This is a genomic window from Peribacillus sp. FSL M8-0224 (assembly GCF_038003055.1).
Taxonomy (GTDB): Bacteria; Bacillota; Bacilli; order Bacillales; family DSM-1321; genus Peribacillus; species Peribacillus frigoritolerans.
The window spans coordinates 3687309-3708463 of sequence record NZ_JBBOOJ010000001.1; the positions used below are offsets into that span (position 1 = coordinate 3687309).

23 protein-coding genes, 1 pseudogene and 1 riboswitch are annotated in these 21155 nt (G+C 42.5%); of the genes and pseudogenes, 5 read left to right on the top strand and 19 right to left on the bottom strand.

Annotated elements, in window-relative coordinates; all coding sequences use genetic code 11:
• Nucleotides 1–54 precede the first annotated feature (54 nt).
• Both MKX49_RS17695 and MKX49_RS17700 read right to left on the bottom strand, forming a co-directional pair.
• Nucleotides 55–279 (bottom strand): hypothetical protein, encoded by a 225-nt coding sequence (locus MKX49_RS17695; protein WP_034309145.1) that lies wholly within the window; start codon nucleotides 277–279, stop codon nucleotides 55–57.
• An 890-nt stretch (nucleotides 280–1169) separates the two neighbouring features.
• Nucleotides 1170–1850 carry a metal-dependent hydrolase gene (locus MKX49_RS17700; protein ID WP_048681095.1) on the bottom strand — a complete coding sequence of 227 codons (681 nt, stop codon included), beginning with the start codon at nucleotides 1848–1850 and terminating at the stop codon, nucleotides 1170–1172.
• A gap of 118 nt (nucleotides 1851–1968) precedes the next feature.
• Here MKX49_RS17700 and MKX49_RS17705 point away from each other — a divergent pair, with 118 nt between their 5' ends.
• Nucleotides 1969–3066 (top strand): M24 family metallopeptidase, encoded by a 1098-nt coding sequence (locus MKX49_RS17705; RefSeq protein ID WP_048681093.1) that lies wholly within the window; start codon nucleotides 1969–1971, stop codon nucleotides 3064–3066.
• Nucleotides 3067–3147: 81 nt separating this feature from the next.
• On the opposite strand, the gene MKX49_RS17710 is transcribed toward MKX49_RS17705, so the two are convergent.
• Nucleotides 3148–3333, bottom strand: coding sequence for a hypothetical protein (locus MKX49_RS17710; RefSeq protein ID WP_340877181.1), 186 nt, complete (start codon nucleotides 3331–3333; stop codon nucleotides 3148–3150).
• 624 nt (nucleotides 3334–3957) lie between these two features.
• Between MKX49_RS17710 and MKX49_RS17715 the strand changes: the two genes are divergently transcribed.
• On the top strand, nucleotides 3958–4395 hold the full coding sequence (locus tag MKX49_RS17715; protein WP_034311454.1) for a universal stress protein: 438 nt from the start codon (nucleotides 3958–3960) through the stop codon (nucleotides 4393–4395).
• A gap of 52 nt (nucleotides 4396–4447) precedes the next feature.
• On the opposite strand, the gene argH is transcribed toward MKX49_RS17715, so the two are convergent.
• Both argH and MKX49_RS17725 read right to left on the bottom strand, forming a co-directional pair.
• The gene (gene argH, locus MKX49_RS17720) at nucleotides 4448–5827 is read right to left on the bottom strand and encodes an argininosuccinate lyase (RefSeq protein ID WP_323596519.1); all 1380 of its coding nucleotides are present in this window, start codon (nucleotides 5825–5827) and stop codon (nucleotides 4448–4450) included.
• Nucleotides 5824–7029 (bottom strand): argininosuccinate synthase, encoded by a 1206-nt coding sequence (locus MKX49_RS17725; protein WP_034309158.1) that lies wholly within the window; start codon nucleotides 7027–7029, stop codon nucleotides 5824–5826. Before MKX49_RS17725 ends, argH begins: the two co-directional genes overlap by 4 nt.
• A gap of 213 nt (nucleotides 7030–7242) precedes the next feature.
• Between MKX49_RS17725 and MKX49_RS17730 the strand changes: the two genes are divergently transcribed.
• Entirely contained in the window at nucleotides 7243–7557 is a 315-nt protein-coding gene (locus tag MKX49_RS17730) for a hypothetical protein (RefSeq protein WP_034309161.1), read from the top strand.
• 59 nt (nucleotides 7558–7616) lie between these two features.
• Here MKX49_RS17730 and MKX49_RS17735 read toward each other — a convergent pair whose 3' ends face one another.
• The 4 genes from MKX49_RS17735 to MKX49_RS17750 all read right to left on the bottom strand — a co-directional run bounded on the left by MKX49_RS17735 (nucleotide 7617) and on the right by MKX49_RS17750 (nucleotide 11554).
• Nucleotides 7617–8129 carry a MogA/MoaB family molybdenum cofactor biosynthesis protein gene (locus MKX49_RS17735; RefSeq protein ID WP_323596520.1) on the bottom strand — a complete coding sequence of 171 codons (513 nt, stop codon included), beginning with the start codon at nucleotides 8127–8129 and terminating at the stop codon, nucleotides 7617–7619.
• The gene (locus MKX49_RS17740; RefSeq protein WP_340877182.1) at nucleotides 8126–8968 is read right to left on the bottom strand and encodes an EcsC family protein; all 843 of its coding nucleotides are present in this window, start codon (nucleotides 8966–8968) and stop codon (nucleotides 8126–8128) included. Before MKX49_RS17740 ends, MKX49_RS17735 begins: the two co-directional genes overlap by 4 nt.
• 216 nt (nucleotides 8969–9184) lie before the next feature.
• Entirely contained in the window at nucleotides 9185–10390 is a 1206-nt protein-coding gene (locus MKX49_RS17745; RefSeq protein WP_340877183.1) for an acetate kinase, read from the bottom strand.
• Between the two features lie 177 nt (nucleotides 10391–10567).
• Nucleotides 10568–11554 carry a class I SAM-dependent methyltransferase gene (locus MKX49_RS17750; protein ID WP_034309170.1) on the bottom strand — a complete coding sequence of 329 codons (987 nt, stop codon included), beginning with the start codon at nucleotides 11552–11554 and terminating at the stop codon, nucleotides 10568–10570.
• Between the two features lie 460 nt (nucleotides 11555–12014).
• On the opposite strand from MKX49_RS17750, the gene MKX49_RS17755 reads away from it, so the two are divergent.
• Nucleotides 12015–12329, top strand: a complete 315-nt coding sequence (locus MKX49_RS17755; RefSeq protein ID WP_241634851.1) for a hypothetical protein — start codon at nucleotides 12015–12017, stop codon at nucleotides 12327–12329.
• A 185-nt stretch (nucleotides 12330–12514) separates the two neighbouring features.
• Here the strand turns inward: MKX49_RS17755 and tpx are convergent, their stop codons facing one another.
• The 5 genes from tpx to sppA form a co-directional block, all read right to left on the bottom strand.
• Complete coding sequence (gene tpx / locus MKX49_RS17760; protein WP_034309176.1) at nucleotides 12515–13015, bottom strand: thiol peroxidase; 501 nt, start codon at nucleotides 13013–13015, stop codon at nucleotides 12515–12517.
• Between the two features lie 178 nt (nucleotides 13016–13193).
• On the bottom strand, nucleotides 13194–13694 hold the full coding sequence (gene ytfJ, locus MKX49_RS17765) for a GerW family sporulation protein (protein WP_048677933.1): 501 nt from the start codon (nucleotides 13692–13694) through the stop codon (nucleotides 13194–13196).
• A gap of 16 nt (nucleotides 13695–13710) precedes the next feature.
• Nucleotides 13711–14403: a DUF2953 domain-containing protein gene (locus MKX49_RS17770; RefSeq protein WP_323596524.1), complete on the bottom strand. Its 693-nt coding sequence runs from the start codon at nucleotides 14401–14403 to the stop codon at nucleotides 13711–13713.
• Nucleotides 14404–14502: 99 nt separating this feature from the next.
• Nucleotides 14503–15042 (bottom strand): RDD family protein, encoded by a 540-nt coding sequence (locus tag MKX49_RS17775; protein WP_072273375.1) that lies wholly within the window; start codon nucleotides 15040–15042, stop codon nucleotides 14503–14505.
• Nucleotides 15043–15054: 12 nt separating this feature from the next.
• Nucleotides 15055–16056, bottom strand: coding sequence for a signal peptide peptidase SppA (sppA, locus tag MKX49_RS17780; protein WP_340877184.1), 1002 nt, complete (start codon nucleotides 16054–16056; stop codon nucleotides 15055–15057).
• 206 nt (nucleotides 16057–16262) lie between these two features.
• Between sppA and MKX49_RS17785 the strand changes: the two genes are divergently transcribed.
• Nucleotides 16263–17063 carry an NAD kinase gene (locus MKX49_RS17785; RefSeq protein WP_034309184.1) on the top strand — a complete coding sequence of 267 codons (801 nt, stop codon included), beginning with the start codon at nucleotides 16263–16265 and terminating at the stop codon, nucleotides 17061–17063.
• Nucleotides 17064–17098: 35 nt separating this feature from the next.
• Here the strand turns inward: MKX49_RS17785 and MKX49_RS17790 are convergent.
• The 5 genes and pseudogenes from MKX49_RS17790 to MKX49_RS17810 all read right to left on the bottom strand — a co-directional run bounded on the left by MKX49_RS17790 (nucleotide 17099) and on the right by MKX49_RS17810 (nucleotide 20685).
• A pseudogene (locus MKX49_RS17790) lies at nucleotides 17099–17869 on the bottom strand (TatD family hydrolase).
• 18 nt (nucleotides 17870–17887) lie between these two features.
• Nucleotides 17888–18631, bottom strand: coding sequence for an ABC transporter ATP-binding protein (locus MKX49_RS17795; RefSeq protein ID WP_063594398.1), 744 nt, complete (start codon nucleotides 18629–18631; stop codon nucleotides 17888–17890).
• Complete coding sequence (locus tag MKX49_RS17800; protein ID WP_340877186.1) at nucleotides 18615–19397, bottom strand: ABC transporter permease; 783 nt, start codon at nucleotides 19395–19397, stop codon at nucleotides 18615–18617. The genes MKX49_RS17795 and MKX49_RS17800 overlap by 17 nt, the downstream gene beginning before the upstream one ends.
• Complete coding sequence (locus tag MKX49_RS17805; RefSeq protein ID WP_323596527.1) at nucleotides 19394–19678, bottom strand: thiamine-binding protein; 285 nt, start codon at nucleotides 19676–19678, stop codon at nucleotides 19394–19396. The genes MKX49_RS17800 and MKX49_RS17805 overlap by 4 nt, the downstream gene beginning before the upstream one ends.
• 11 nt (nucleotides 19679–19689) lie before the next feature.
• Nucleotides 19690–20685 (bottom strand): ABC transporter substrate-binding protein, encoded by a 996-nt coding sequence (locus MKX49_RS17810; protein ID WP_323596528.1) that lies wholly within the window; start codon nucleotides 20683–20685, stop codon nucleotides 19690–19692.
• 133 nt (nucleotides 20686–20818) lie between these two features.
• A riboswitch (TPP riboswitch) is annotated at nucleotides 20819–20928 on the bottom strand.
• Nucleotides 20929–21155: the final 227 nt, after the last annotated feature.

Consider the following 21155-nt stretch of genomic DNA (forward strand, 5'->3'; position numbering starts at 1 on the left):
CGGTATTCCTATTCTCCATTATAAGGTCAAAGAGCCTAGTTTATCAAACAACTACTAGTATTGGCGCAACCTTTTGTATTCCGGCTGTCGTTTTACCTTTTGTTTCTTAGGAGAGTATAGTATGCCCGTCAAGTTTCCAGCTACCGCCAACAATGCAAACAACAGCCAGGATCCAGCAAACAGGCCCTCCAGACCGCCACTTTCCAACGACAAACGCGGCACGGCATAATACAGCATCACACCGCATAAAAGCAAACACAGTAATAACCTCTGTTTCATCCAATCCCCCCTTTTTTTCATCTATTCATTTTATGCCTGTGAAAGGAAAAAAGACTTGGCTGCTGAGCGAGAGTTTACTTTCAGATAGATTCACTTTGTATGGATTCTTTTTTCATAAAAGAGGAGTGCATTTACTCGATATACATAAGGAGGGATTAGTTTTTGTCAAACATATCAATTCAATAATAGTTGCTTTGAGCGCCCTAACTATAGATGGATGTTTCGAAGCAGGTACTAAAGTGGCAGTCAATGGAGAGGAAAATGATTCTAAACAGACAGATAATAAAAAAGTGTCAGAAATAAAAATGAAGTTTAGAAAAGAAACTCACTGTACGGGGTAGTTTGCAAGGAAAACAGGAAGCAGTAGTATTGTAAAACACCAATCATCACTTGGTCTACAGCGGTGCAGACAAACGCACCAACAACCACGACTTTCCCATGCATTAGATTTGGAAACTGGACGCTATCTCGATAATGAGATATACGGAAGTGTATATGTAAAATAATGAACTTGACTTATTTTCCTAAAGTACTCCTTTTCTAGTAAAAAACAAAAAGTCTTTAGTAAAGGCGGATATAAATTGTTAAGTCTTAATGGAGAAAGAAAAAGTCAACTCACAAACCTTCCAAAACTGAGGGCAATTGGGTTTCTCTCTTAGTTTTAATGCAGAGTTGATTGGAGCGGGTGTGCGAGACTCCTGCGGGAATGCAAGTCCAAGGGAGACCCCGCAGGCGCATAAGCGCCAAGGAGGCTCCCGGACCGCCCGCGGAAAGCGAGTGCCTGCAGTGGAAAGAAACGGTCAAATATTACAAACCAAACTGTCGACACACTCCATTATCATCGAACTTATCTATAGTCTGATGGAAGCACCTGCAGGCTCCCGCTCCTTTTAAAAGTCTATTTCATCCCCGGCTTCCATGATCAGTCCATTTTCCTCTTCAAGCAAGTCGAGGAATTTTTCAGGATCCTGTTTGATGACAGGGAAAGTATTGTAATGAATCGGCACGACTTGTTTGGCTTGAAGGAATTTCGCTGCAAGTGCTGCATCTTCCGGGCCCATGGTGTAATTGTCGCCGATAGGCAAGAATGCCAAGTCAATCGGATGTCGTTCCCCGATCAGTTTCATATCGGAAAATACCGCTGTATCCCCTGCATGATAGATCGTTTTCCCTTCTATCGTAAGCAATATTCCAGCAGGCATTCCTAAATAAATGATTTGCCCCTCTCCATTATTGAATCCCGTTCCATGGAAAGCTGGCGTCAGTTTCACTTTTCCAAAGTCGAACTCGAAAGCTCCGCCGATGCTCATCCCGTGGGTCCTGACCCCTTGATCACCCAGGTAGTCGGCAATCTCTGCAATGCCGATGACAAGCGCATCATGCCTTTTGGCCAATTCAACCGTATCACCGACGTGGTCATTATGGCCATGTGTTAAGATGATCACATCCGGTTTCACATCTTCCACCTTCAAATCGGTCAATTCGTTTCCAGTAATGAATGGATCGATTAAAATCGTTTTACCATTCGTTTCGACTTTTACAACTGCATGTCCATGAAAAGATACTTTCATTTTTGATGCTCCCTTCCCATACCAACAATTTTTTTATGTAGCTTTCTTAGGCCTTTCCCATTTACTATACTTTTAAATATTGCTAAGGTAATTATATCTTATTAATGGAGGTACCGTCATGAATGAACGTTTGAAAGAACTACAAACTTGGCTACAGGCGAATGAAGCTGAAGCCGCTTTACTTACATCTACAGAGAGCATCTTCTATTTGAGCGGGTTTTTTAGTGATCCTCATGAAAGACTGCTGGCACTTGCCATTTTTGCAAATGCCGAACCTTTCCTTGTCTGCCCGCAGATGGAAGTTCCGGATGCTAAACAGGCTGGATGGGATGGAGATATCATCGGTTACACCGACATTGAAAATCCTTGGGAAAAAGTTAAGCAAGCAGTCAAGGATCGCGGTTTAACCATTCATACAATGGCCATTGAAAAAGAGCATATGAATGTGGAACGTTATGAAAAGGTCCAACAACACTTCGGAGCACCGAAGCTTGTTTCCGCAGAAGAAAAACTTCAAAAGATGCGAATGATCAAATCGGAAGATGAAATGGTCAAAATCCGTGAAGCATGCCGCCTTGCCGACTTTGCGATTGAAGTGGGTGTCAGCGAAATTCATGAAGGTAAAACGGAAATGGAAATCCTTGCAGCGATTGAATACGAATTGAAAAAGGCCGGAGTGAGCCAAATGTCTTTCTCCACCATGGTCCTGACTGGTAAAAATGGCGCTTCCCCGCATGGCACACCTGGGAATACGAAGGTTCAGCGCGGCGACCTTGTACTCTTTGACCTTGGCGTCGTTCATGAAGGGTACTGCTCTGACATTACTAGAACAGTTGCTTACGGAGATATCAATGATAAACAGGCAGAAATATATGAAACTGTACGTAGAGCACAAGAAGCTGCCGTTGCAGCCAGTAAACCTGGTGTATCCTGTTCCGAGATAGACTTGACAGCCAGAAACATCATCAGGGATAAAGGATACGGTGAATTCTTCCCGCACAGGCTCGGCCACGGACTTGGGATCAGTGTCCATGAGTATCCATCCTTGACTGAAACGAATTCCCTCGAACTTCAATCCGGAATGGTTTATACCATCGAACCTGGCATATATGTTCCAAATGTTGCAGGTGTCAGGATTGAAGATGATCTATTGATCACCGATGCCGGCTGTGAGGTTTTGACCAAATTCCCGAAGAGCCTGCAAATCATAAAGTGATAATGCATGAACCATTTAATATAACGAAATCCGAATACCCCCGCCTTCATTTAAGACGGGGGTATTTTTTCAACATATCAACTAATCGGTCCGCAGTTCATACTTCATTGCTTTATCACTGCCGTCAAACCAAATGACCAGCCATTCACTGTCTATTCTTATGATTCCCCTCTCGTCACCGAGATAATAAACAACATTATCTTCCTCTTTAAAATATTCCGTTTCTGTTGGAAACCCTAAAAGCGTGAACACTTCATCTTTTGTCATGCCTATCAATTCATGTTCATTGGTTAAGTCATCTACCAGGTAGACTCTTCCTTTATCATCATTTAACCATCTTTCAGTGGTGAACCTTGATCAGATTCATTTACCCCTAACAGAACCACACAAAAAACCAGAAGGGCAAAGCCAAGGCTTGATATGACTATAAATCTAATCTTGAGTTTCCTTTTATTATGCTTATTGATATATTTCCATCAAATCCATTGAAAAAATAGTAATAGAATAAATGGAAGCAGCAGTGCTGCTATCTCATAAAACTGATCGGAGCATGTATAAAATTGATGTAAGAAATAAAAATGTAATAGATCAAAGCATACAAAAGCACGTATAAATATAATGCATAGTTTACTATTTTTGAAACACTCAAAGAAAAAAACTCCCCTCTCACATTAGAGGTTACCATAAATAAACAAATAAGGTAAAAAGGAGAGATTTTCGTTACTGCATGATTCATTACATCATAATAAGGTTGGAATCATATGGTTTCATTTGCGATTTCCAGATTATTGGCATAAACATTCGCTAATTTGTTACAATTGAAATCAGATCCATAAGGTAAATCATTGTATAATAGGAATGAAATAGAAGGAGGAGATTCACTTGAATAGTATAGATTATAAAAATATTCTTGTAGCAGTGGACGGCTCGGAAGAAGCAGAGTGGGCCTTAAAAAAGGCCATCTACCTAGCAAAACTCAGTGACGCTACCCTTGTGCTCACACACATCGTGGATACAAGGAATTTCCCTACTGTCGAAGCTTATGATATGACTATCCGTGATCACTCTGAAACATTTGCCAATGAGCTCTTGGACAAGTATAAAACGGAAGCCATTGCCTCCGGGATTACAAAGGTCCAAACAGAAGTTGCCTATGGTTCTCCTAAAGTTCAAATTCCAAGGGATTTAGCGAAAAAGCATTCGATCGATTTAATTGTCTGCGGTGCAACAGGCCTTAATGCAGTCGAACGTTTCCTTATCGGCAGCGTGTCGGAAGGCATCGTTCGCCATTCAAACTGTGATGTAATGGTCGTGCGTACGAATCAATAAGAGAAAATGATAAAAAGCTCGTTCGCCAAATTGGTGAACGAGCTTTTTCCTGTTATTCACTTACCAGTTTTTCCGCTTTTTCAATCGCCAACAGGACTTGGGCAAAACCTGTACCGCCCGCACTGTTACGGCGTTTAACTGCCTCATAAGGATTTAATGCATCATAAATATCCTGATCAAACAACTCGGAAGCTTCCTGGAATTGTTCAATGCTCAGGTCGACTAAATAGCAGCCATTCTGGACACAGAACAATACAAGCTTCCCGACCACTTCGTGCGCCTCACGGAAAGGCATTCCCTTTGAAGCCAGGTAATCAGCTAATTCCGTCGCATTCGAGAAGTCATTTTTTGTTGCTTTTTCCATTACGTCCGTTTTCACTTTCATCGTTGAAATCATGCCGGCAAATATTTTAAGTGAACCAACAATGGTCTTAACCGTATCAAAAACGCCTTCTTTATCTTCTTGCATATCTTTGTTATAAGCAAGCGGCAGTCCTTTCAAAACAGTCAATAACCCCGTTAGGTTCCCATAAACCCGTCCTGTTTTACCACGGATCAATTCCGCCATATCAGGGTTTTTCTTTTGCGGCATGATGCTGCTTCCAGTGGAAAACGCATCATCCAATTCAATGAATTGGAATTCCTGGCTTGACCAGAGAATGATTTCTTCGCTGAAACGGGATAAATGCATCATCATTGTCGCGCTGTTGCTCATGAATTCAATGGCAAAATCACGATCACTTACCGCATCAAGGCTGTTTTCGTATATTCCATCAAACCCCAATAGCTCCGCACTGAGGTCACGGTCAATCGGGAAAGTCGTCCCAGCTAATGCCCCAGCACCCAATGGAGAAATGTTGATTCTTTTGAAACTCTCGGTGAAGCGCTGCTTGTCACGCTCAAGCATCCAAAAATAGGCCATTAAATGGTGGGCAAACGAAATGGGCTGTGCACGCTGTAAATGTGTATAACCTGGAATCAATGTTTCCACATTTTTCTTGGATTGTCCCAAAATCGCTATTTGCAAATCATTGATGAGTTCCAGAATCACTTTCGTTTGGTTCCGCATATACAGATGAAGGTCGGTTGCAACTTGGTCATTACGGCTTCTTCCTGTATGAAGCTTTCCGCCAACTGGACCGATTTCGCTTATTAACATACTTTCCAGGTTGAGGTGGATATCTTCCATCTCAACCTTAAAAGTCAATTCACCCTTCTCAGCTTTTTCCTGTAAACTTTTCAGACCCGCAATGATCTGATCCGCATCTTCTTCAGGTAAAATACTGCATTGCTTTAACATGGTTACATGAGCTAAACTGCCTTGAATATCTTCAAGGACAAGTTCCTGGTCAAAGGAAATGGAAGCTCCGAACTCATCTACCCATTCTTCGGCAGATTTCGTAAATCTTCCTCCCCAAAGCTTGCTGCTCACACTGTCACCTTCTTGCTATTGACCATGCTGTTCACTTTCGTTGGAAGTCCCCATAGCTTAATGAATCCAACTGCTGCATCATGATCGAATTCGTCCGCTTTTGTATAGGTAGCCAATTTTTCGTCATATAGGGAGTACTCGGATTTTCTTCCTTCAACAATCGCATGACCTTTGAATAGTTTCACACGGACCGTACCCGTTACATTTACTTGTGTTTCTTTCAGGAATGCAGCCAAAGCTTTTTGAAGCGGAGAGAACCAAAGTCCCTCATAAATCAATTCAGTCATTTTCTTCTCGATCACCGGTTTGAAGTGAGCCAGTTCTTTAACAAGCGTGATATCTTCAAGTTCTTTGTGTGCAGCTATCAATGTCATCGCACCAGGAGCTTCATAGACTTCACGTGATTTGATTCCTACTAATCTATTTTCAACGTGATCGATACGTCCAACTCCGTGTTTGCCGGCAATTTGATTCAACTCGACGATCAGGTCAGCCAATTTATAGTTTTTATCATTCAATGTAACCGGCACACCTTGTTCAAAACCAATTTCAATGATATCGGCAGTATCTGGCGTACATTCAAGGCTTGTAGTCAAATCATAGGCCTCTTCCGGCGGAGCTGCCCAAGGATCTTCCAGGATTCCGCATTCGTTACTTCTTCCCCAAAGGTTTTGGTCAATCGAGAACGGGCTCGCCATGCCAATCGGAACGGGAATGCCATTTTTCGCTGCATATTCAATCTCCTCTTCACGAGACCATTTCCAGTCACGAACAGGTGCAAGGACTTGCAAATTAGGGTTCAATGCGGAGATGGATACTTCGAAACGCACTTGGTCATTTCCTTTTCCCGTACAACCGTGTGCAACGGCTACCGCGTTTTCCGCTTCAGCCACTTCCACTAATTTCTTCGCAATCAGCGGACGTGATAAAGCAGATACCAATGGATATTTCCCTTCATACAAAGTATGTGCCTGAAGAGCCGTCAATGCGAATTCATCAGCGAATTCGTCCTTCGCATCAATGACATAGGAACTTACCGCACCGACAGTGATCGCTTTTTCCTTAATGAAGTCCAAATCTTTTCCTTCTCCGACATCCAAGCAGCATGCCACAACTTCGTACCCTTGATCTTGTAACCATTTAATTGCAACGGAAGTATCCAAACCTCCGGAATATGCTAAAACAACTTTTTGATTTTCCATTTCCATCGTCCTTTCGTGTGAATAAAAATTCATCGTTTGTTATTTTTATTCAATCTATGATTAGTACTTTATCATCTTTATTAATGGAATACAAGGGGTATTTTAAAGATTTCGCTAAATAATCCGCTAATATTTTCAGGGAATTTACACATTGGATGCTTCCGCGAGAATATAGTAAACTAGGAGTATGATAAATCGAAAAGCGGAGGGCATATGAGAGAACTATTTATCTATGATGAAAGGCTCGGCATCTCCATTCCCGATTTGAATCTGGAGTGGGATGAATATACAAAAGGCGAGCAGCAGCAAATACTCGTACATTGGGAGAATATCCGGGGAAGCATCCCGGACCGCATCAAGGAACTGGAATCCACGATTAACCGAAAGCAGTTTCGGCTCTCCGATGAGAGTAATTTCGCCAAATCATGCCAGCTCAATTCCGAAATTGCGGAACTTGCTTCCATCATCAATGATTTATGGCTTTGGTATCGTGCCAATCAAGCCGTGACGGAAAAGATGCATAATTAAGGCCTATTCCATGCAAAAAAAGCCCCAGTTTAAAACTGTGGCTTTTTTTTGCATCCCTCTTATAAATCCTTGCGGAGTTCACCGACGACATGTCCCAATTCCGGAAGAATCAATTTATTCATCGCAAGCCGAACCGCCCCTGATGAACCCGGGGTGGAAAAAACCGCTTTGTTGTTCACGACTCCGGCAATCGCCCTGGAGAGAATGGCAGCTGCCCCGATATCCTCTTGATAGCTGAGCATACGGAAAATCTCACCAAAACCGGGTATTTCCTTGGTCATCAATTCTTTGACCGCCTCGATCGTTACATCCCTTTTGGCGATGCCAGTGCCCCCATTTGTTAATATGACATCAACCATACCGCTTTGGCTGCCAGAAGTGACCGCATCCTGAATCGCCTTTTGCTCATCTTTAACGATTACATATTCCGTCACTTCATGACCACTCGATTTCAATAATTCCTTCATCAGTGCCCCGCTTTTATCCGTTTCTTCATCACGCGTATCGCTGACGGTTATCACCATGCAGCGAACTGCCTCCGTGACGGCTTTTTTATGATTCTTGACACTCATTCTCCATCAGCCTTCTTCTCCAGTAAATAACGATATTGATAGAACTTCTGTGCAAATTCACTGACATTCCTGGTCATTTGATAATTGGATCCAGCCCCGATGGCCATGCTGATGAACGGTATGCCCCGAACCAGTTTTTTGCGGAAAACGGCAATGGATAATGCTTTCAACAGCTGCTTGAGCGGCTGTTCCATCCATGTAGGGTTTGTCAATTCTTCGATTCCTAAATAAAAATAGTCATCTTCTGCGGTCTGGACCTCCCGGATCAATTCTTCCCAGGCTATTCCTTGGAGCCTCTTTGGCATCGCTCCTGCATTGAATACCTTAAGGGCCAGCATCATTTCAAACGGTGTATTCACCTCGACACCATAAGACATCGCAATCAGCTGTACGATCCTGACATTGATGACGGTCATGGCCGGAATATCGCTCCCCAGCAGAAGCAGGCCTCCTGATCCGCTCATCCCTCCTTGTGCAAAAGAATATAAACGATGCTTAGCGATATGCTGATTGGCTATGTAATTCAACTGATCGATCGATAAGTGATTCAAATCACTCAACGTTTCGATTTCTTCATTAAACACGCGCGCAGATGCTAAAATCCGCTCTCTTGCATCTATTTGAACTTGTGAGCTCTGAACCATGGCATGCAAATGAAAAAGCCAAGTATCAAGCTTTTCAAAAAACTGTTGTTGGACGTTTTCCGGAAGCAGGGCAAACCCCTGCTCCAACCATTTATCATAATATGCAGCAAGGTCCGTTGGCTCATATTGATAGAGTTTTTCCTGCCATTCACTAATTTCATTCCAAACTTTCATTTCCCGGTTCGTGAATTCCATGCATCAAGCCTCCTATGTACAGAATTGGTGGATTCTCCCTTAAGTATACCATAGAAGGAAGCATTTCTGAGAATAGATGATGGCGATCCGGCGTTCAAGGGTATGGATTGCCAGTACAAAAAATCCATGAGAAGGCGAGAAATTTGATAGACTGCATTCACTGGAAAGACCCCCTTACCAGAGAGATAAGGAGATCATTATAAAAAAAACAGGAAGTCATGCTTTCCAGGTTTCTTTCAAAGCTATTTTCACAGTATCCCTGACAATCATGATTTCTTCATTGGTTGGGATGACCATGACTTTGACAGGGGAATAAGGTGTATTGATGAACGCTTCCTTGCCCTTGGTATGATTGAGATCCTTATCCCAATATACCCCCATGAATTCAAGTCCCTCCAAGATACGCCCTCTAATCTTTTGGCTGTTTTCACCGATGCCCGCTGTAAAAATGATGCCGTCCACACCTCCCATTTTAGCTGAATAGGAGCCTATGTACTTGTGAATCCGGTCTGCAAATACTTTAAGTGCAAGTTCAGCCCGCTCATTTCCTTTATCCGCTTCAACTTGAATATCGCGCAGGTCGCTGGAAAATCCGGAAAGGGCTAGCATGCCGCTTTTCTTATTCAGGACATCCAGCACTTCATCTGCTGTTTTTCCCGTCTTCTCCATGATATAAGGAATCAGTGCAGGGTCGATGTTCCCTGAACGCGTTCCCATGGTAACACCGGCCAAGGGAGTAAACCCCATTGATGTATCAATTGATTGGCCTCCCTTTATGGCCGTAATGCTTGCACCATTCCCTAAATGGCAGGATATCAATCGAAGCTGTTCAATTGGGCGGCCAATCATTTCGGCAGCACGCTGCGATACATATTTATGTGAAGTACCATGAAACCCATACTTCCTTATTCCGTACTTTTCATAATATTCAAGAGGTAAGCTGTATAAATAGGAACCTGCTGCCATCGTTTGATGGAAGGCCGTATCGAATACCGCAACCGCTGGCACATCATCAAGTATTCGCCTGAAGGCTTGGATCCCGGTGATATTGGCTGGATTATGAAGGGGCGCCAACTCGGAAAGCTTTTCGATTTCCTCTATTACATCCTCCGTGATCAAAACCGATTCACTGAATACCTCACCGCCATGCACCACCCGATGCCCTACGCCATCTATCTCTTCAAAGGAGTCAATGATACGATGGTCAATGAGCTTTTTCAATAAAAGCCCTACAGCCACTTCATGATTGGGTATATCCACCGTTTCAGAAACATTTTCGCCTTCGACGCTTAAAGTGAATGCGGAATTTTTCAAGCCGATTCTTTCTACAATACCTTTTGTAATTACTTTTTCACTAGGCATCTCAAAAAGCTGAAACTTCAATGAAGAGCTGCCCGCATTAATAGCCATGACTTTTGACATCGATCCTGCTCCTTTACTCTAAGTTAGTTCTTCCATATGCATCTCAATGAAGACGTGCAGTGTATTGTACAATCTTATCATGGCATGCGATTACAACCAAATAATAATGAAAAATTGCCAATCATCACTTTTCCAAAAAAAATGAAAGCCAATGCCTGCGGCATCAGCTTTCATTGATTATTTTTCCTCTTTAAACCAATCATCCATCTGTTGCATGACAGACCTTGTCGCTTCGAAATCCGACAACTTCGGAAGTTGTACAAGCAATGCCTTCTTCGGAGCTTCGATACCCTCTTTTTTCTTTTGAAGAATCAGGATGCTTTTGGCAGCCGATTCATTCTTGAACATGGAAAGCGGCAGTTGCACCATCCCTTGGATATGTGTATGCTTCTTCAGGAAATCATTGAGTTTCGGAGCTTCTTCCGAGACGAACAGGTTATTCGGGACAATGAAGAATAGGTGTCCGCCATCCTTCGCGTGTTTAACACCTTGTTCAATAAACAAATGATGTGCATACGAATGTCCCTTGTCGGCCTTCAATTCATATTCAGCTGCACGCACATCATTCGGGTAATAACCAATCGGCAAATCACTGACCACAACATCTGAAGGATCGATGAAAAGTGGCTCCAAGCTGTCCTGATTGAAAAATTCCAGTGGATGTTCTTGCAGGTTGGCACCAGCATAAGCAAGCCTGATCAAGGTTTCATCAATCTCGACACCATATGAAGCGATGTTTTTATCAGTAAGTTGATTCATGATCGCAAATAGTAAGTTCCCCGTCCCAATGGCTGGATCGAGCATGACTATCTCTTTTTGGTCCTTGGTGAATTTACCGACTAAATAGCTGACGAACATGCCGACTGCATCAGGAGTCATATGATGATTCGGCTGAACGCTTTGCTGCATGCCTTTTAAAATGGCAAGCTGATACGCTTTACGGATTGCCTCCTTCTCATATTTCTCTGGTGAAAAATCTGCATAATGCTTCGCTAACCTTTTCTTCGATACTTCACTGATTTCATCCTGCAGGACTTTCCCTTGGAAGAAATTCTCGCCCGTTTCGCCCAAGGCGTCCAGATACGTACATGATAGTTCACTTTGCAATATTTGAGCTGTTTCATCAAATTCATAAAATAATTGTTCAACTGGGGTAGACTTCACTTATTAATTCCTCCTGTTTGCTTCTGTCCCTATTTTAAAGGTAAGAAGAAATAGATACAAGCCGTACGTCCTGCTCATCATTCTTCGTTTGTTTAACGTACCGTTTTCCGTTTTGAAATTCCGCCTATACTCTCTCGCACACACTCCCTTTTCAAAATTTCAACCATGAGTTAGTAAAAGGTAAATTAAATACAAGGTGTAAAATTTGGACATTGATTTCCACTTCAGGCACTCGCTTTCCGCGGGCGGTCTGCCCTCGGCTTGCGCCTGCGGGGTCTCCCCTGGACACGCTTTTCCCAGCAGGAGTCTCCTACCTTACATTCCATTCAACTTTGTTTTGAAATTAGATGGAAACTCTTTTGTCTAAAACGGGTTGTTTTGTTGCCCTGTAATTTTTTATTACTTGGATAGGCTCAATGAAGGCCCAAACAGAATACCATGCATGAGGTGGTGATTATATATGGATAATCAATATCAAAACTATCATGGGCAGGTTAATCCGATAAATCAGCAACATGATATTCAGTCAGCAGATGAATTTAACAGGCAACAGCAGGGGTTTCAACAAGGTTTTCGACAAGGATTTCGACAAGGGTATCGACAAGGGTATCGAGAAGGTTATCGAGCAGGGCAACAAGCGGGGTTTTTCCCAGGAGGACCAAGACAAATGCCGTCGTGGCCTAATGAAATTGACATAAGAGTTGGAACACCTAATGGTCAGGAATGGTCTGGCAAGGTTGTTTTACCACAAAATGGTCCGACTTTCGAGCCTTAACTGAATCCAGATATAAAAAATGATACCCTTCAATAGAAATGAAATGTATCGATCGACACAACTCCAATGAACATTAAATCCTAAAAAGGACCTGTCCACTTCAACGACAAGGTGTTTATCAACAAGAAAATCAACATTATAACAAAAAACCGGGCACATTGTGCCCGGTTTCTTAAATTCGCATCTTATTTTGCCGCTTTCGCCGCTTCGATTGCACCTTCGTAATTTGGATGGTTGGTACCTTCACTCACATATTCTACATATGTGATTTCATCAGAGCTGTTCACAACGAATACAGAGCGAGCCAATAGACGAAGTTCTTGCATGACGACACCATATGCTTCACCGAATGAAAGGTCACGGTGATCGGAAAGAACTTGAACATTGTCCAAGCCGCTGGCAGCACACCAGCGTTTTTGCGCGAAAGGAAGGTCGTTACTGATCGTCAGTACTTTCACATTATCCAATTTTGCCGCTTCTTCATTGAATTTACGTGTCTGTGCATCACATACGCCTGTATCCACGGATGGAACAACGCTGATAATGCGGACAGAACCTTTGGAGTCGCTTAAAGTAACCGGTGATAAGTCATTAGCCAATACTGTAAAATCAGGTGCTTTGTCCCCAACTTTTAGTTCTTGTCCCACTAAAGTGATCGGGTTGTTTTTAAATGTAACTGAAGCCATTAATAATTCCTCCCTTTTCTGCTATATGTACAAGCATAATAATATTTGTTTTGCCGGAATTTTGCAATTAATTGAATCAGGAAATGTGAATGGTGCTTGCACAAGTTCTGCATCCGAGCTTTTTTGTGTAGTGGAAGAATGCAGCAAAAAGAAAAACTCGGCGGATGCCGAGTCGCAATTAGAAGTCTATATCCTGTTTAGGTTCTTGGTATCTGTTCACAGCTGGTTGACTGCCGCCTTGGTATTGATTATTTTTTTGGTTTTGATTATTGCCTTGCTTTTGATTATTGTCTTTCTTGGATAGCATGGACTGAATCTTATCGACGACTTGAGGAGCTAAATCCATCATTTTTTCGAGAAGATGCGTCCCTTCATCGAGATGAATCATTTTCACTCCATGGGAACCGACAATCAAAAAGGCAATTGGCGTTATGGAAACCCCACCGCCGCTACCGCCGCCAAAAGGCTGCTTGGAACCACCTTGCTGTCCTTGATGGTTTCCATCCATCACAAATTCGCTGCCACCGGCTGCAAAACCAAAACCCACTTTGGATACAGTTAAAATGACACTTCCATCCGGAGTTTCTACCGGATCCCCAATGATCGTGTTCACATCGACCATTTCTTTAAGATTTTCCATAGCTTCTTTCATTAAACCTTGGATCGGATGATCTGACATTTAAATTCCCTCCACTCTAGAACGATTGTTTATTGGAATCATCTGATAGCTTCGCTAATTTCCTCGACTTGAAATGCGGCTTTCCGCCTTTCCAATAACGAAGCAGTTTTATTCCAGTCACCATAGCCTGCCCGATTCTGAATTGTAATATGCAGGAAAATGACGTGTTTGCCTGCCATCTCTGAAAGTCGGGTGTAATGGAATAGGAGGGCATGATCCGAAAGTTGAAATAGGTTGTCAGCAAACCGATGATTGAACCTTTAAGTGCCCAGCATGCACCAGTTAAAACACCGGTGTGTGCAGCATTTTTAGTACCGACCTTACTATGCCAGGTGAATTTTTTGACTTTGACTTTCCCAGCGAATTGACGGACGATCTTATGGAATCCGATTATATGCTGAAGCATCTCCAGAATGTCTGCGAATCCGTCACGCAAATCTTCGGCTGTGATTTTTTTCTTTTCTTCCTTTTTTGTTTTTCCGTTCATTTCTTGCTCTTCCTTTACAACTACGGTTGCTGAGTCATCTTCCATTTTCATGACCGGAACCTTGAATGTATAGTGAAAAAGCCCGTACCAAGCTGATAATTTAATATGTATTAGGTCATTCTTTTGGACACGTTTGTAGTCGATGGACACTTTTACTTTAGTGAAAACAACAATAAGCAGCACCAAAATGAGGATACCCATAATCAACAAAAGCCACTTCATGCACCCACACCCCTTCAGCCTATCATTATCGGCATATGCAAAAAAAATAAACCTGCAAAAGCGAAAATCACGCTCTTACAGATTTATGAATGGAAAAAATCATCTTCTGATCAACACAACGCCCGTGTCAGCAAAGACATCATGCAAAGCCTGTTTCTTCGGTAATAGGCCTGCCAAGAGATAGCCAATCCAAGTGACCTTTGAAATATAGCGGCCTATCAGCTCCCTGAACAATATCGTACCCCATGAAATGGTTTTTTTCTCTTCCTTCAAGGCAACGACTTTCAGCCCGAAAATCATCTTGCCTAGGGTTTGGTTCCAGAATTTGGTCATCAAAACAAAGTATAGGAAGAATACGACCCCCGTTAAGAACCCCTCTGCGGAGAACCAAAGGTCATCTGTCCCTTCATAAAATTTAAAGATGGGATGAATCAAGATCCGGTTCAAGCTTCCGATAACCAATAGATCCGCTAAATAGGCCCAAAACCTCATCCAAAAACCTGCAAAATGCACTTTCTTGACTTCGTCATCATCCACGGCCTTTTTGGCTGGTGTAAATTCCTGCTGAACGGGAACCTCTTGATCTGCCATTAGATTGGATGAAGCGATTTGTTCATTGTTTTCATTTCGTTCCGTCATCCTTCAGCCCCCCTATTCCGCATACAAATACATTAAGCGTGGAGAATTTGAAGAGGAAAGGATTTTTGTCAAGACTGCCGTTTCCACATCATTTCCCAACATTTTTTGCGCACCCATACTGAATAATGAACCGAAACCTGCCTCATCTGTATAACGGATAACTTGAGCATCCTTTTTACCGATATCAGTTTTCATAGCGGCAATTACATCATCCAAATGGCCGAAATCATCGATAAGATGGTTTTCTTTAGCCTGGCGTCCATCATAAATGCGTCCATCGGCAATTTCCCTTACTTCCTTCTCAGTCATACCGCGGCCGTCTGCAATGATTTTTACAAATTGATCATAAGAATTATCGATCATGTCTTGGAGTATTTCACGTTCTTCACCAGTCATTTCCCGGGTTGGACTCATAATATCTTTGTGTGGTCCGCTTTTGATGGTTTGGAACTCAACACCATACTTCTTGGCCAATTTCTCGTAATTATACCCCTGCATGATGACTCCAAGTGAACCCGTCATCGTTTCTGGGCTGGCATAAATCTTATCGGCTGGTGCAGAAATATAATATCCGCCTGAAGCAGCCATAGACCCCATTGATACATAAACAGGTTTTTTCACTTTCTTGATATCAAGGATCTTTTCATGAATCTCTGCACTTTCGACGACACCGCCGCCTGGAGAATTCACCCGAAGGATGATTCCTTTGATATCGTCATTTTCCTCCGCCATCTTCAGCTTATCCATGAAGGCACGGTGATTATATGTTGTTGAACTAAGTAATGAGGCTTCACCTGTATCTTGAATCGTGCCCTCTACATCAAATACGGCAATAACATTAGTGTAATCATCGCCTTCTATGACTTCCTCGTAAAATGCACTTTCGGAAGCAAATAATTCTTCAATGATATTTTCCGTATCCGCTGTAAAAAGAGTAGTGGCCGCCCCTACAGCAATAGAAACAAAAAATAAAACGGCTGCGATTCCAAGTGCAGCCCAACGCTTTCCATTCATCTGTTTTCCCCCTTAAATATATGTATCCTTCTTACCATACGAACTAATACCAAAAATGTTTCATTCCATGATAAACTAAGACATATAAAATTGTAGCAAAGAATCCTCAAATTGGAAATGCATTGGTCCATTTTGCACAAATTGCATGTATCGTAAACAGGTTAAAGAAAGCCCTTTCATCACCATACATACTAGGGGGAAACATGATGAACACTCGAAGGAATATTTATTTTTTCCATGCACCGAATGAAGAGATGCTTAGCAAGGTTGAATACTTATCAGACTTGGCGAAGCAACATTCGTATGAAGTCATCCAGGATTTCACAAAAGCGAACATCATCGTAAGCATCGGTGATGACGGCACATTCCTGCAGGCAGCCCGTAAAACCGGGTTCAGGGATGACTGTTTATATGCGGGCATTTCAACGACAGGTAACTTGAATATGTATTGCGATTTCCACTTGGAAGACAGTGATAAAATGATTGATGCCATGACAAGGGAGCAAATCGAGGTGCGTAAATATCCAACCATCTCTATCCAATTGGACGATCAGCCCTCCTTCTACGCCCTTAATGAACTCAGTATCCGCTCTTCGATCACCAAAACGTTCATCATGGATATTTTCATTGATCAACTCCATTTTGAAACTTTTCGCGGGGACGGGATCATCATTGCGACTCCGACCGGAAGCACCGCCTATAATAAATCGGTCAATGGGGCCGTTGTCGACCCCCTTCTCCCTTGCTTCCAAGTGAGCGAGCTTGCTTCCGTCAATAATAATACCTATCGGACCTTAGGCTCCTCATTCATCTTAAGCGGTGCTAAGACGTTGACCGTCCACCTTGAACAAAACGGACCAAGCTATCCGATCGTCGGAATGGACAATGAAGCGTTAAGCATCAATCATGTCGAAAAGGTAAAGGTCCGGTTAAGCGGTAAGGTCATCAAGACCGTTAAGCTAAAAGACAATTCCTTTTGGGAAAAGGTTAAAAGGACCTTTCTCTAAACGAAAAAAGGTACCGGATATGATAACCGGTACCTTTATATATGATAAAAATCTTTCGTATTTTGATAAAGGGCTTCATAGACATCCTCAATCGGCAATCCTTTAATCGAAGCAATTTGACGCACACTTTCATGCATCATGCCGGGATGGGTCCATTCCCCATTGAAAACCCCTTCAAACGGCCATGGTCCATCCGTTTCTATCATCATCAGCTTAAGTGGATAGGCCGAAACTAATTCCTGTATTTCCCTCTCATAACAAACATCAGGTGTAATCGAAATGCGGTAGCCCTTTTCTGCCATTCTTTCAACTGTCCGGATATCGCCTTTAAACCAATGAAAGTGTGCCCTTGTGATTTGATGCTTATCCAAAAGGTCGCAAACGATAGGTGCATCGTCATGGACGGCATGAAGGATAACCGGCTTTTCAATCTCTTTAGCTAAGGTCAGGAACCTCTCCAGTATCACTATATATGCTGAGTTATCAATATTGGGATTTTCCTACCTTAAGTAATAGGGCAGCCCAACCTCGCCTATCGCAACCATATTGTGACGATGTTCCCGCATCCAGCTCAATAATTCATTCACTTCTTCATCACTCGGGAGGGGCTGCTCTGGATGAAAACCAAAGGCAGGCTTAATTCGTGAATCTTTAAGTGAAAGCTGATAATTGTTAATCGAAGAAGCCAAATTCATGGAAACAGTCAGCAAGGATTCCAACTGAACCTTTTCCATGTCTTTCAGGATCTGCTTCCGCTTATCAATATCATACTTATCCAAATGGATATGGCTGTCGATGATTCTCAAATGGTAGCGCCTCCTTACTTAAGTAGTGAAAGTTGGCTTGAGTGCTGCATATAATTCTCTCTTCAAATGAATAAATTCATCACTAAGAAGCTGTTCTTCTCTTCTTGGCCTTGAAAATGGAACTTTCACTTCTTTGATGACAGCAGCCGGTTTTGCTGATAACACATAAATTCTATCTGATAGGAAAACCGCTTCATCTATGCTGTGAGTGACAAAAAGCACCGACCTCCGATTTTCTTCCCAAACCGACAACAGCCATTGTTGCATTTGCAATCTTGTCAGTTCATCCAAGGCAGAAAAGGGTTCGTCCAGGCACATCAAGTCCTGTGGACTTAAGATACTCCGAATGAATGCGGCCCTTTGCTTCATGCCTCCAGATAATTCATGCGGATATGCTTTATCGTATTCTTCTAAACCAGCTTTCATCAAAAGGGTTTTTGCCTTTTCTTTATCTCTGGTCCCAGCAAGTTCACTTCCAAGCAAAACATTTTCCAATACCGTTCTCCAAGGTAAAAGGGAAGGCTGCTGAGGCATATAGCTGATATGTCCCTTTAAGCCATTTATCTTTTTTCCATCCAATGAAATGATGCCATGATCAGGCTTCAAAATCCCGCCGATCAAGTGGAACAATGTACTTTTACCGCTTCCCGATGGCCCAAGGATCGTAACAAATTCCCCATCATTCACATGGAAATTCATATTCTCCAATATATTCTGCTTACCATCGAAAGAATAGGAGACGTCTTTAATTTCCAGCTTCATCCTTTTCACCCTCCTTTCTCTTCCAAGAAACCAAGTATTTCTCCAGGAAAGTGATGATTCCAAAAAAGATCAGGCTCATTCCCATAATGATGAAAATGGCTACAAACACCCGATCTGTCCTGAACGCTGAAGAAGCGAGAGTCATATAAACACCAATCCCCGATTTTGCCCCAAGCCATTCCGAAATAACAGCACCCATTACACTATAGGTAGCCGAAATTTTCAGGCCGGAGAAAATGAACGGGATCGAGTGAGGAAGTTCCAGCTTCCAAAATAACTGGTTTTTCCCCGCTCCCATCATCTTGAAATAATGCTTAAGCTCGTATGGTGTCTGGCGAAAACCGTCCAATGATGCGACCGCAACCGGAAAAAAACATACAAGTGAAATCACGATTAACTTAGGCAGCATGCCAAAGCCAAACCAGATCACCAAAAGCGGCGCCAAAACAATGATAGGTATATTTTGTGATAGTATGAGCAGAGGATAAACCGCGTCCTTCACACCTGGAAATAGGTGTAGGATTGCCGCGATCAATAAGCCGATGCAGCTTCCAATAAAAAATCCCGACAACGCAAGCTCGGTTGTGGATGTAAGGTGTCCGTAAAGATTGCGGGACGACTCAATTCCTTCAATGAAAATGGCCGATGGAGCGGGAAGCAGCCATTCTTCAACTTTCAATAAGACTGTCACTGACTCCCATACAATCAGCAACAATAATAAAAGAAAGAAGGGAGCCCCCTTCTTCCAAATTCCCCTTCCGATCATGCCCGATATTTCTCCGTTAACGTATCCATCGTAATCCCGCTTGGCTGATATAATATTTTCACTTGGGAAATGACATTCGGCGATCCTATTTCAATCATTCTTACATTCATTTTTTCTATCACGGCAAAAAGTTCGGAAAGCTCCCCCTCCATTGTCGTTTCAAGCGGGTGAACCTCATACTTGACACCTGATTCTTCAATGATCTTGATTGCTTCATCGACCATAGGGATGACATTTTCCCCTTTAGGAATAATTTGTATACTAACTAATGAATTGGCCATTGCATTTCCTCCTATTTTGGTAAAAATTCATTGGTAAATGCCTTTTCAGGATCGAAATCACCTTCAAGAAGCTTATTTTCAGTCATCCACTCACTGTAATTCTTCCAAATTTCAAGCTTTTGTTCACCCCATCGCGGAGCATCATCCTGATACTTGGCTGCAAGCCACTCCTGGCTTTTCTTCACTAGTTCTGGATCAAGATCCGGTGCAGACTCAATTAACATATCTGCTGCATCATCAGGATTCTTAATCGCAAACTGGTACCCTTTCGAAGCTGCATGAACGAATGCTTTAACAGTCTCGGGATCTTCTTTTATCATCTTTTCATTTGTAGTCAAAACAGGCGTATAGTAATCAAGCTTATCAGAGTATTCGGTTAAGTACACCATATTAAGCTTTTCATTTCGCAACTCAGCCTCTATGCCTGTCCAACCATAATAAATCCAGGCAAAATCTATATCCCTTTTAACCGAAGTGAAAAAATCCATGTCTCCTGTATTGACTATGTCCACTTCATTTACATCCGCATTTTCCTTTTTCATGAGTGAATCAATAATGGCCTTTTCAACCGGAGATCCCCAGCCACCATAAGTCTTCCCTTCAAAATCCTTGGGAGTCGTAATGTCCTTTGCCTCAGGGGAAGCGAATCCCGAGGTATTATGCTGGATGACGGCAGCTACCGAAACAATCGGCACGCCCTGCACGCGGGCCTGCGTTATGCCCTCCTGGTAGCTCACGCCAAATTCAGATTTCCCTGAAGCGACAAGCTTATCAGCTCCCGCTTCACCTGGCATGATAATTTCCACATCAAGACCTTGTTCTTTAAAATAACCTTTTTCCTTGGCTACATACAATCCTGTATGGTTTGTATTCGGTGTCCAATCGAGCACGACCGATACCTTTTTTAATTCTTCATTTTTAGATGCTTCTTCTTTTTCATTAGTTCCGCCTGCTCCGCATCCAGCTAAAAGGAAGAACGAAGCTAACAGTGGTAAGAATTTATTCAAGTCATTATCCTCCTACACATCTTATAAGATTCATATGCCGGAACCATGATGGGGCTCCAGGGCTATTCAAATACTGGATAAAAAAGCAAAAAACGCCCGAAGATGAATTCGGACGTTAACATACAAAACAGAAAATCAGTCATAATATGTTCCCTCCGCTGGCATCACCCAGATCAGGTTCAAAGAGTCAGCATCTAATGGATGCAATCTCAGCCAGCAGTACTGGCCCCCCTACATTTCTCGCACATATGAACTTTTCTCTCTCATTATATCAATTCATAGGGAAAAAGGAATACTAATTTGCTTCTACTCTCTAATTGGAAAGGTATTCCTTGCACTTCAGGATGTCTTGCAAAACATCTTTTGGAACGAAAATCATTGAAAGCAAAATAATTCTGCCTCTTTCCGTTCCAATCGTTCTTGGCTGCAACGGTGGCGGACACGCTCCAAATAGTCATTTCTTTGCAAGC

Excerpts from the sequence above, each read along its gene's own strand:
- MKX49_RS17695 (WP_034309145.1), bottom strand. The coding sequence starts at position 279 with ATGAAACAGAGGTTATTACTGTGTTTGCTTTTATGCGGTGTGATGCTG.
- MKX49_RS17700 (WP_048681095.1), bottom strand. The coding sequence starts at position 1,850 with ATGAAAGTATCTTTTCATGGACATGCAGTTGTAAAAGTCGAAACGAAT.
- MKX49_RS17705 (WP_048681093.1), top strand. The coding sequence starts at position 1,969 with ATGAATGAACGTTTGAAAGAACTACAAACTTGGCTACAGGCGAATGAA.
- MKX49_RS17710 (WP_340877181.1), bottom strand. The coding sequence starts at position 3,333 with ATGACAAAAGATGAAGTGTTCACGCTTTTAGGGTTTCCAACAGAAACG.
- MKX49_RS17725 (WP_034309158.1), bottom strand. The coding sequence starts at position 7,029 with ATGGAAAATCAAAAAGTTGTTTTAGCATATTCCGGAGGTTTGGATACT.
- MKX49_RS17730 (WP_034309161.1), top strand. The coding sequence starts at position 7,243 with ATGAGAGAACTATTTATCTATGATGAAAGGCTCGGCATCTCCATTCCC.
- MKX49_RS17735 (WP_323596520.1), bottom strand. The coding sequence starts at position 8,129 with ATGAGTGTCAAGAATCATAAAAAAGCCGTCACGGAGGCAGTTCGCTGC.
- MKX49_RS17740 (WP_340877182.1), bottom strand. The coding sequence starts at position 8,968 with ATGGAATTCACGAACCGGGAAATGAAAGTTTGGAATGAAATTAGTGAA.
- MKX49_RS17745 (WP_340877183.1), bottom strand. The coding sequence starts at position 10,390 with ATGTCAAAAGTCATGGCTATTAATGCGGGCAGCTCTTCATTGAAGTTT.
- MKX49_RS17755 (WP_241634851.1), top strand. The coding sequence starts at position 12,015 with ATGGATAATCAATATCAAAACTATCATGGGCAGGTTAATCCGATAAAT.
- tpx (WP_034309176.1), bottom strand. The coding sequence starts at position 13,015 with ATGGCTTCAGTTACATTTAAAAACAACCCGATCACTTTAGTGGGACAA.
- ytfJ (WP_048677933.1), bottom strand. The coding sequence starts at position 13,694 with ATGTCAGATCATCCGATCCAAGGTTTAATGAAAGAAGCTATGGAAAAT.
- MKX49_RS17770 (WP_323596524.1), bottom strand. The coding sequence starts at position 14,403 with ATGAAGTGGCTTTTGTTGATTATGGGTATCCTCATTTTGGTGCTGCTT.
- MKX49_RS17775 (WP_072273375.1), bottom strand. The coding sequence starts at position 15,042 with ATGACGGAACGAAATGAAAACAATGAACAAATCGCTTCATCCAATCTA.
- sppA (WP_340877184.1), bottom strand. The coding sequence starts at position 16,056 with ATGAATGGAAAGCGTTGGGCTGCACTTGGAATCGCAGCCGTTTTATTT.
- MKX49_RS17785 (WP_034309184.1), top strand. The coding sequence starts at position 16,263 with ATGAACACTCGAAGGAATATTTATTTTTTCCATGCACCGAATGAAGAG.
- MKX49_RS17795 (WP_063594398.1), bottom strand. The coding sequence starts at position 18,631 with ATGAAGCTGGAAATTAAAGACGTCTCCTATTCTTTCGATGGTAAGCAG.
- MKX49_RS17800 (WP_340877186.1), bottom strand. The coding sequence starts at position 19,397 with ATGATCGGAAGGGGAATTTGGAAGAAGGGGGCTCCCTTCTTTCTTTTA.
- MKX49_RS17805 (WP_323596527.1), bottom strand. The coding sequence starts at position 19,678 with ATGGCCAATTCATTAGTTAGTATACAAATTATTCCTAAAGGGGAAAAT.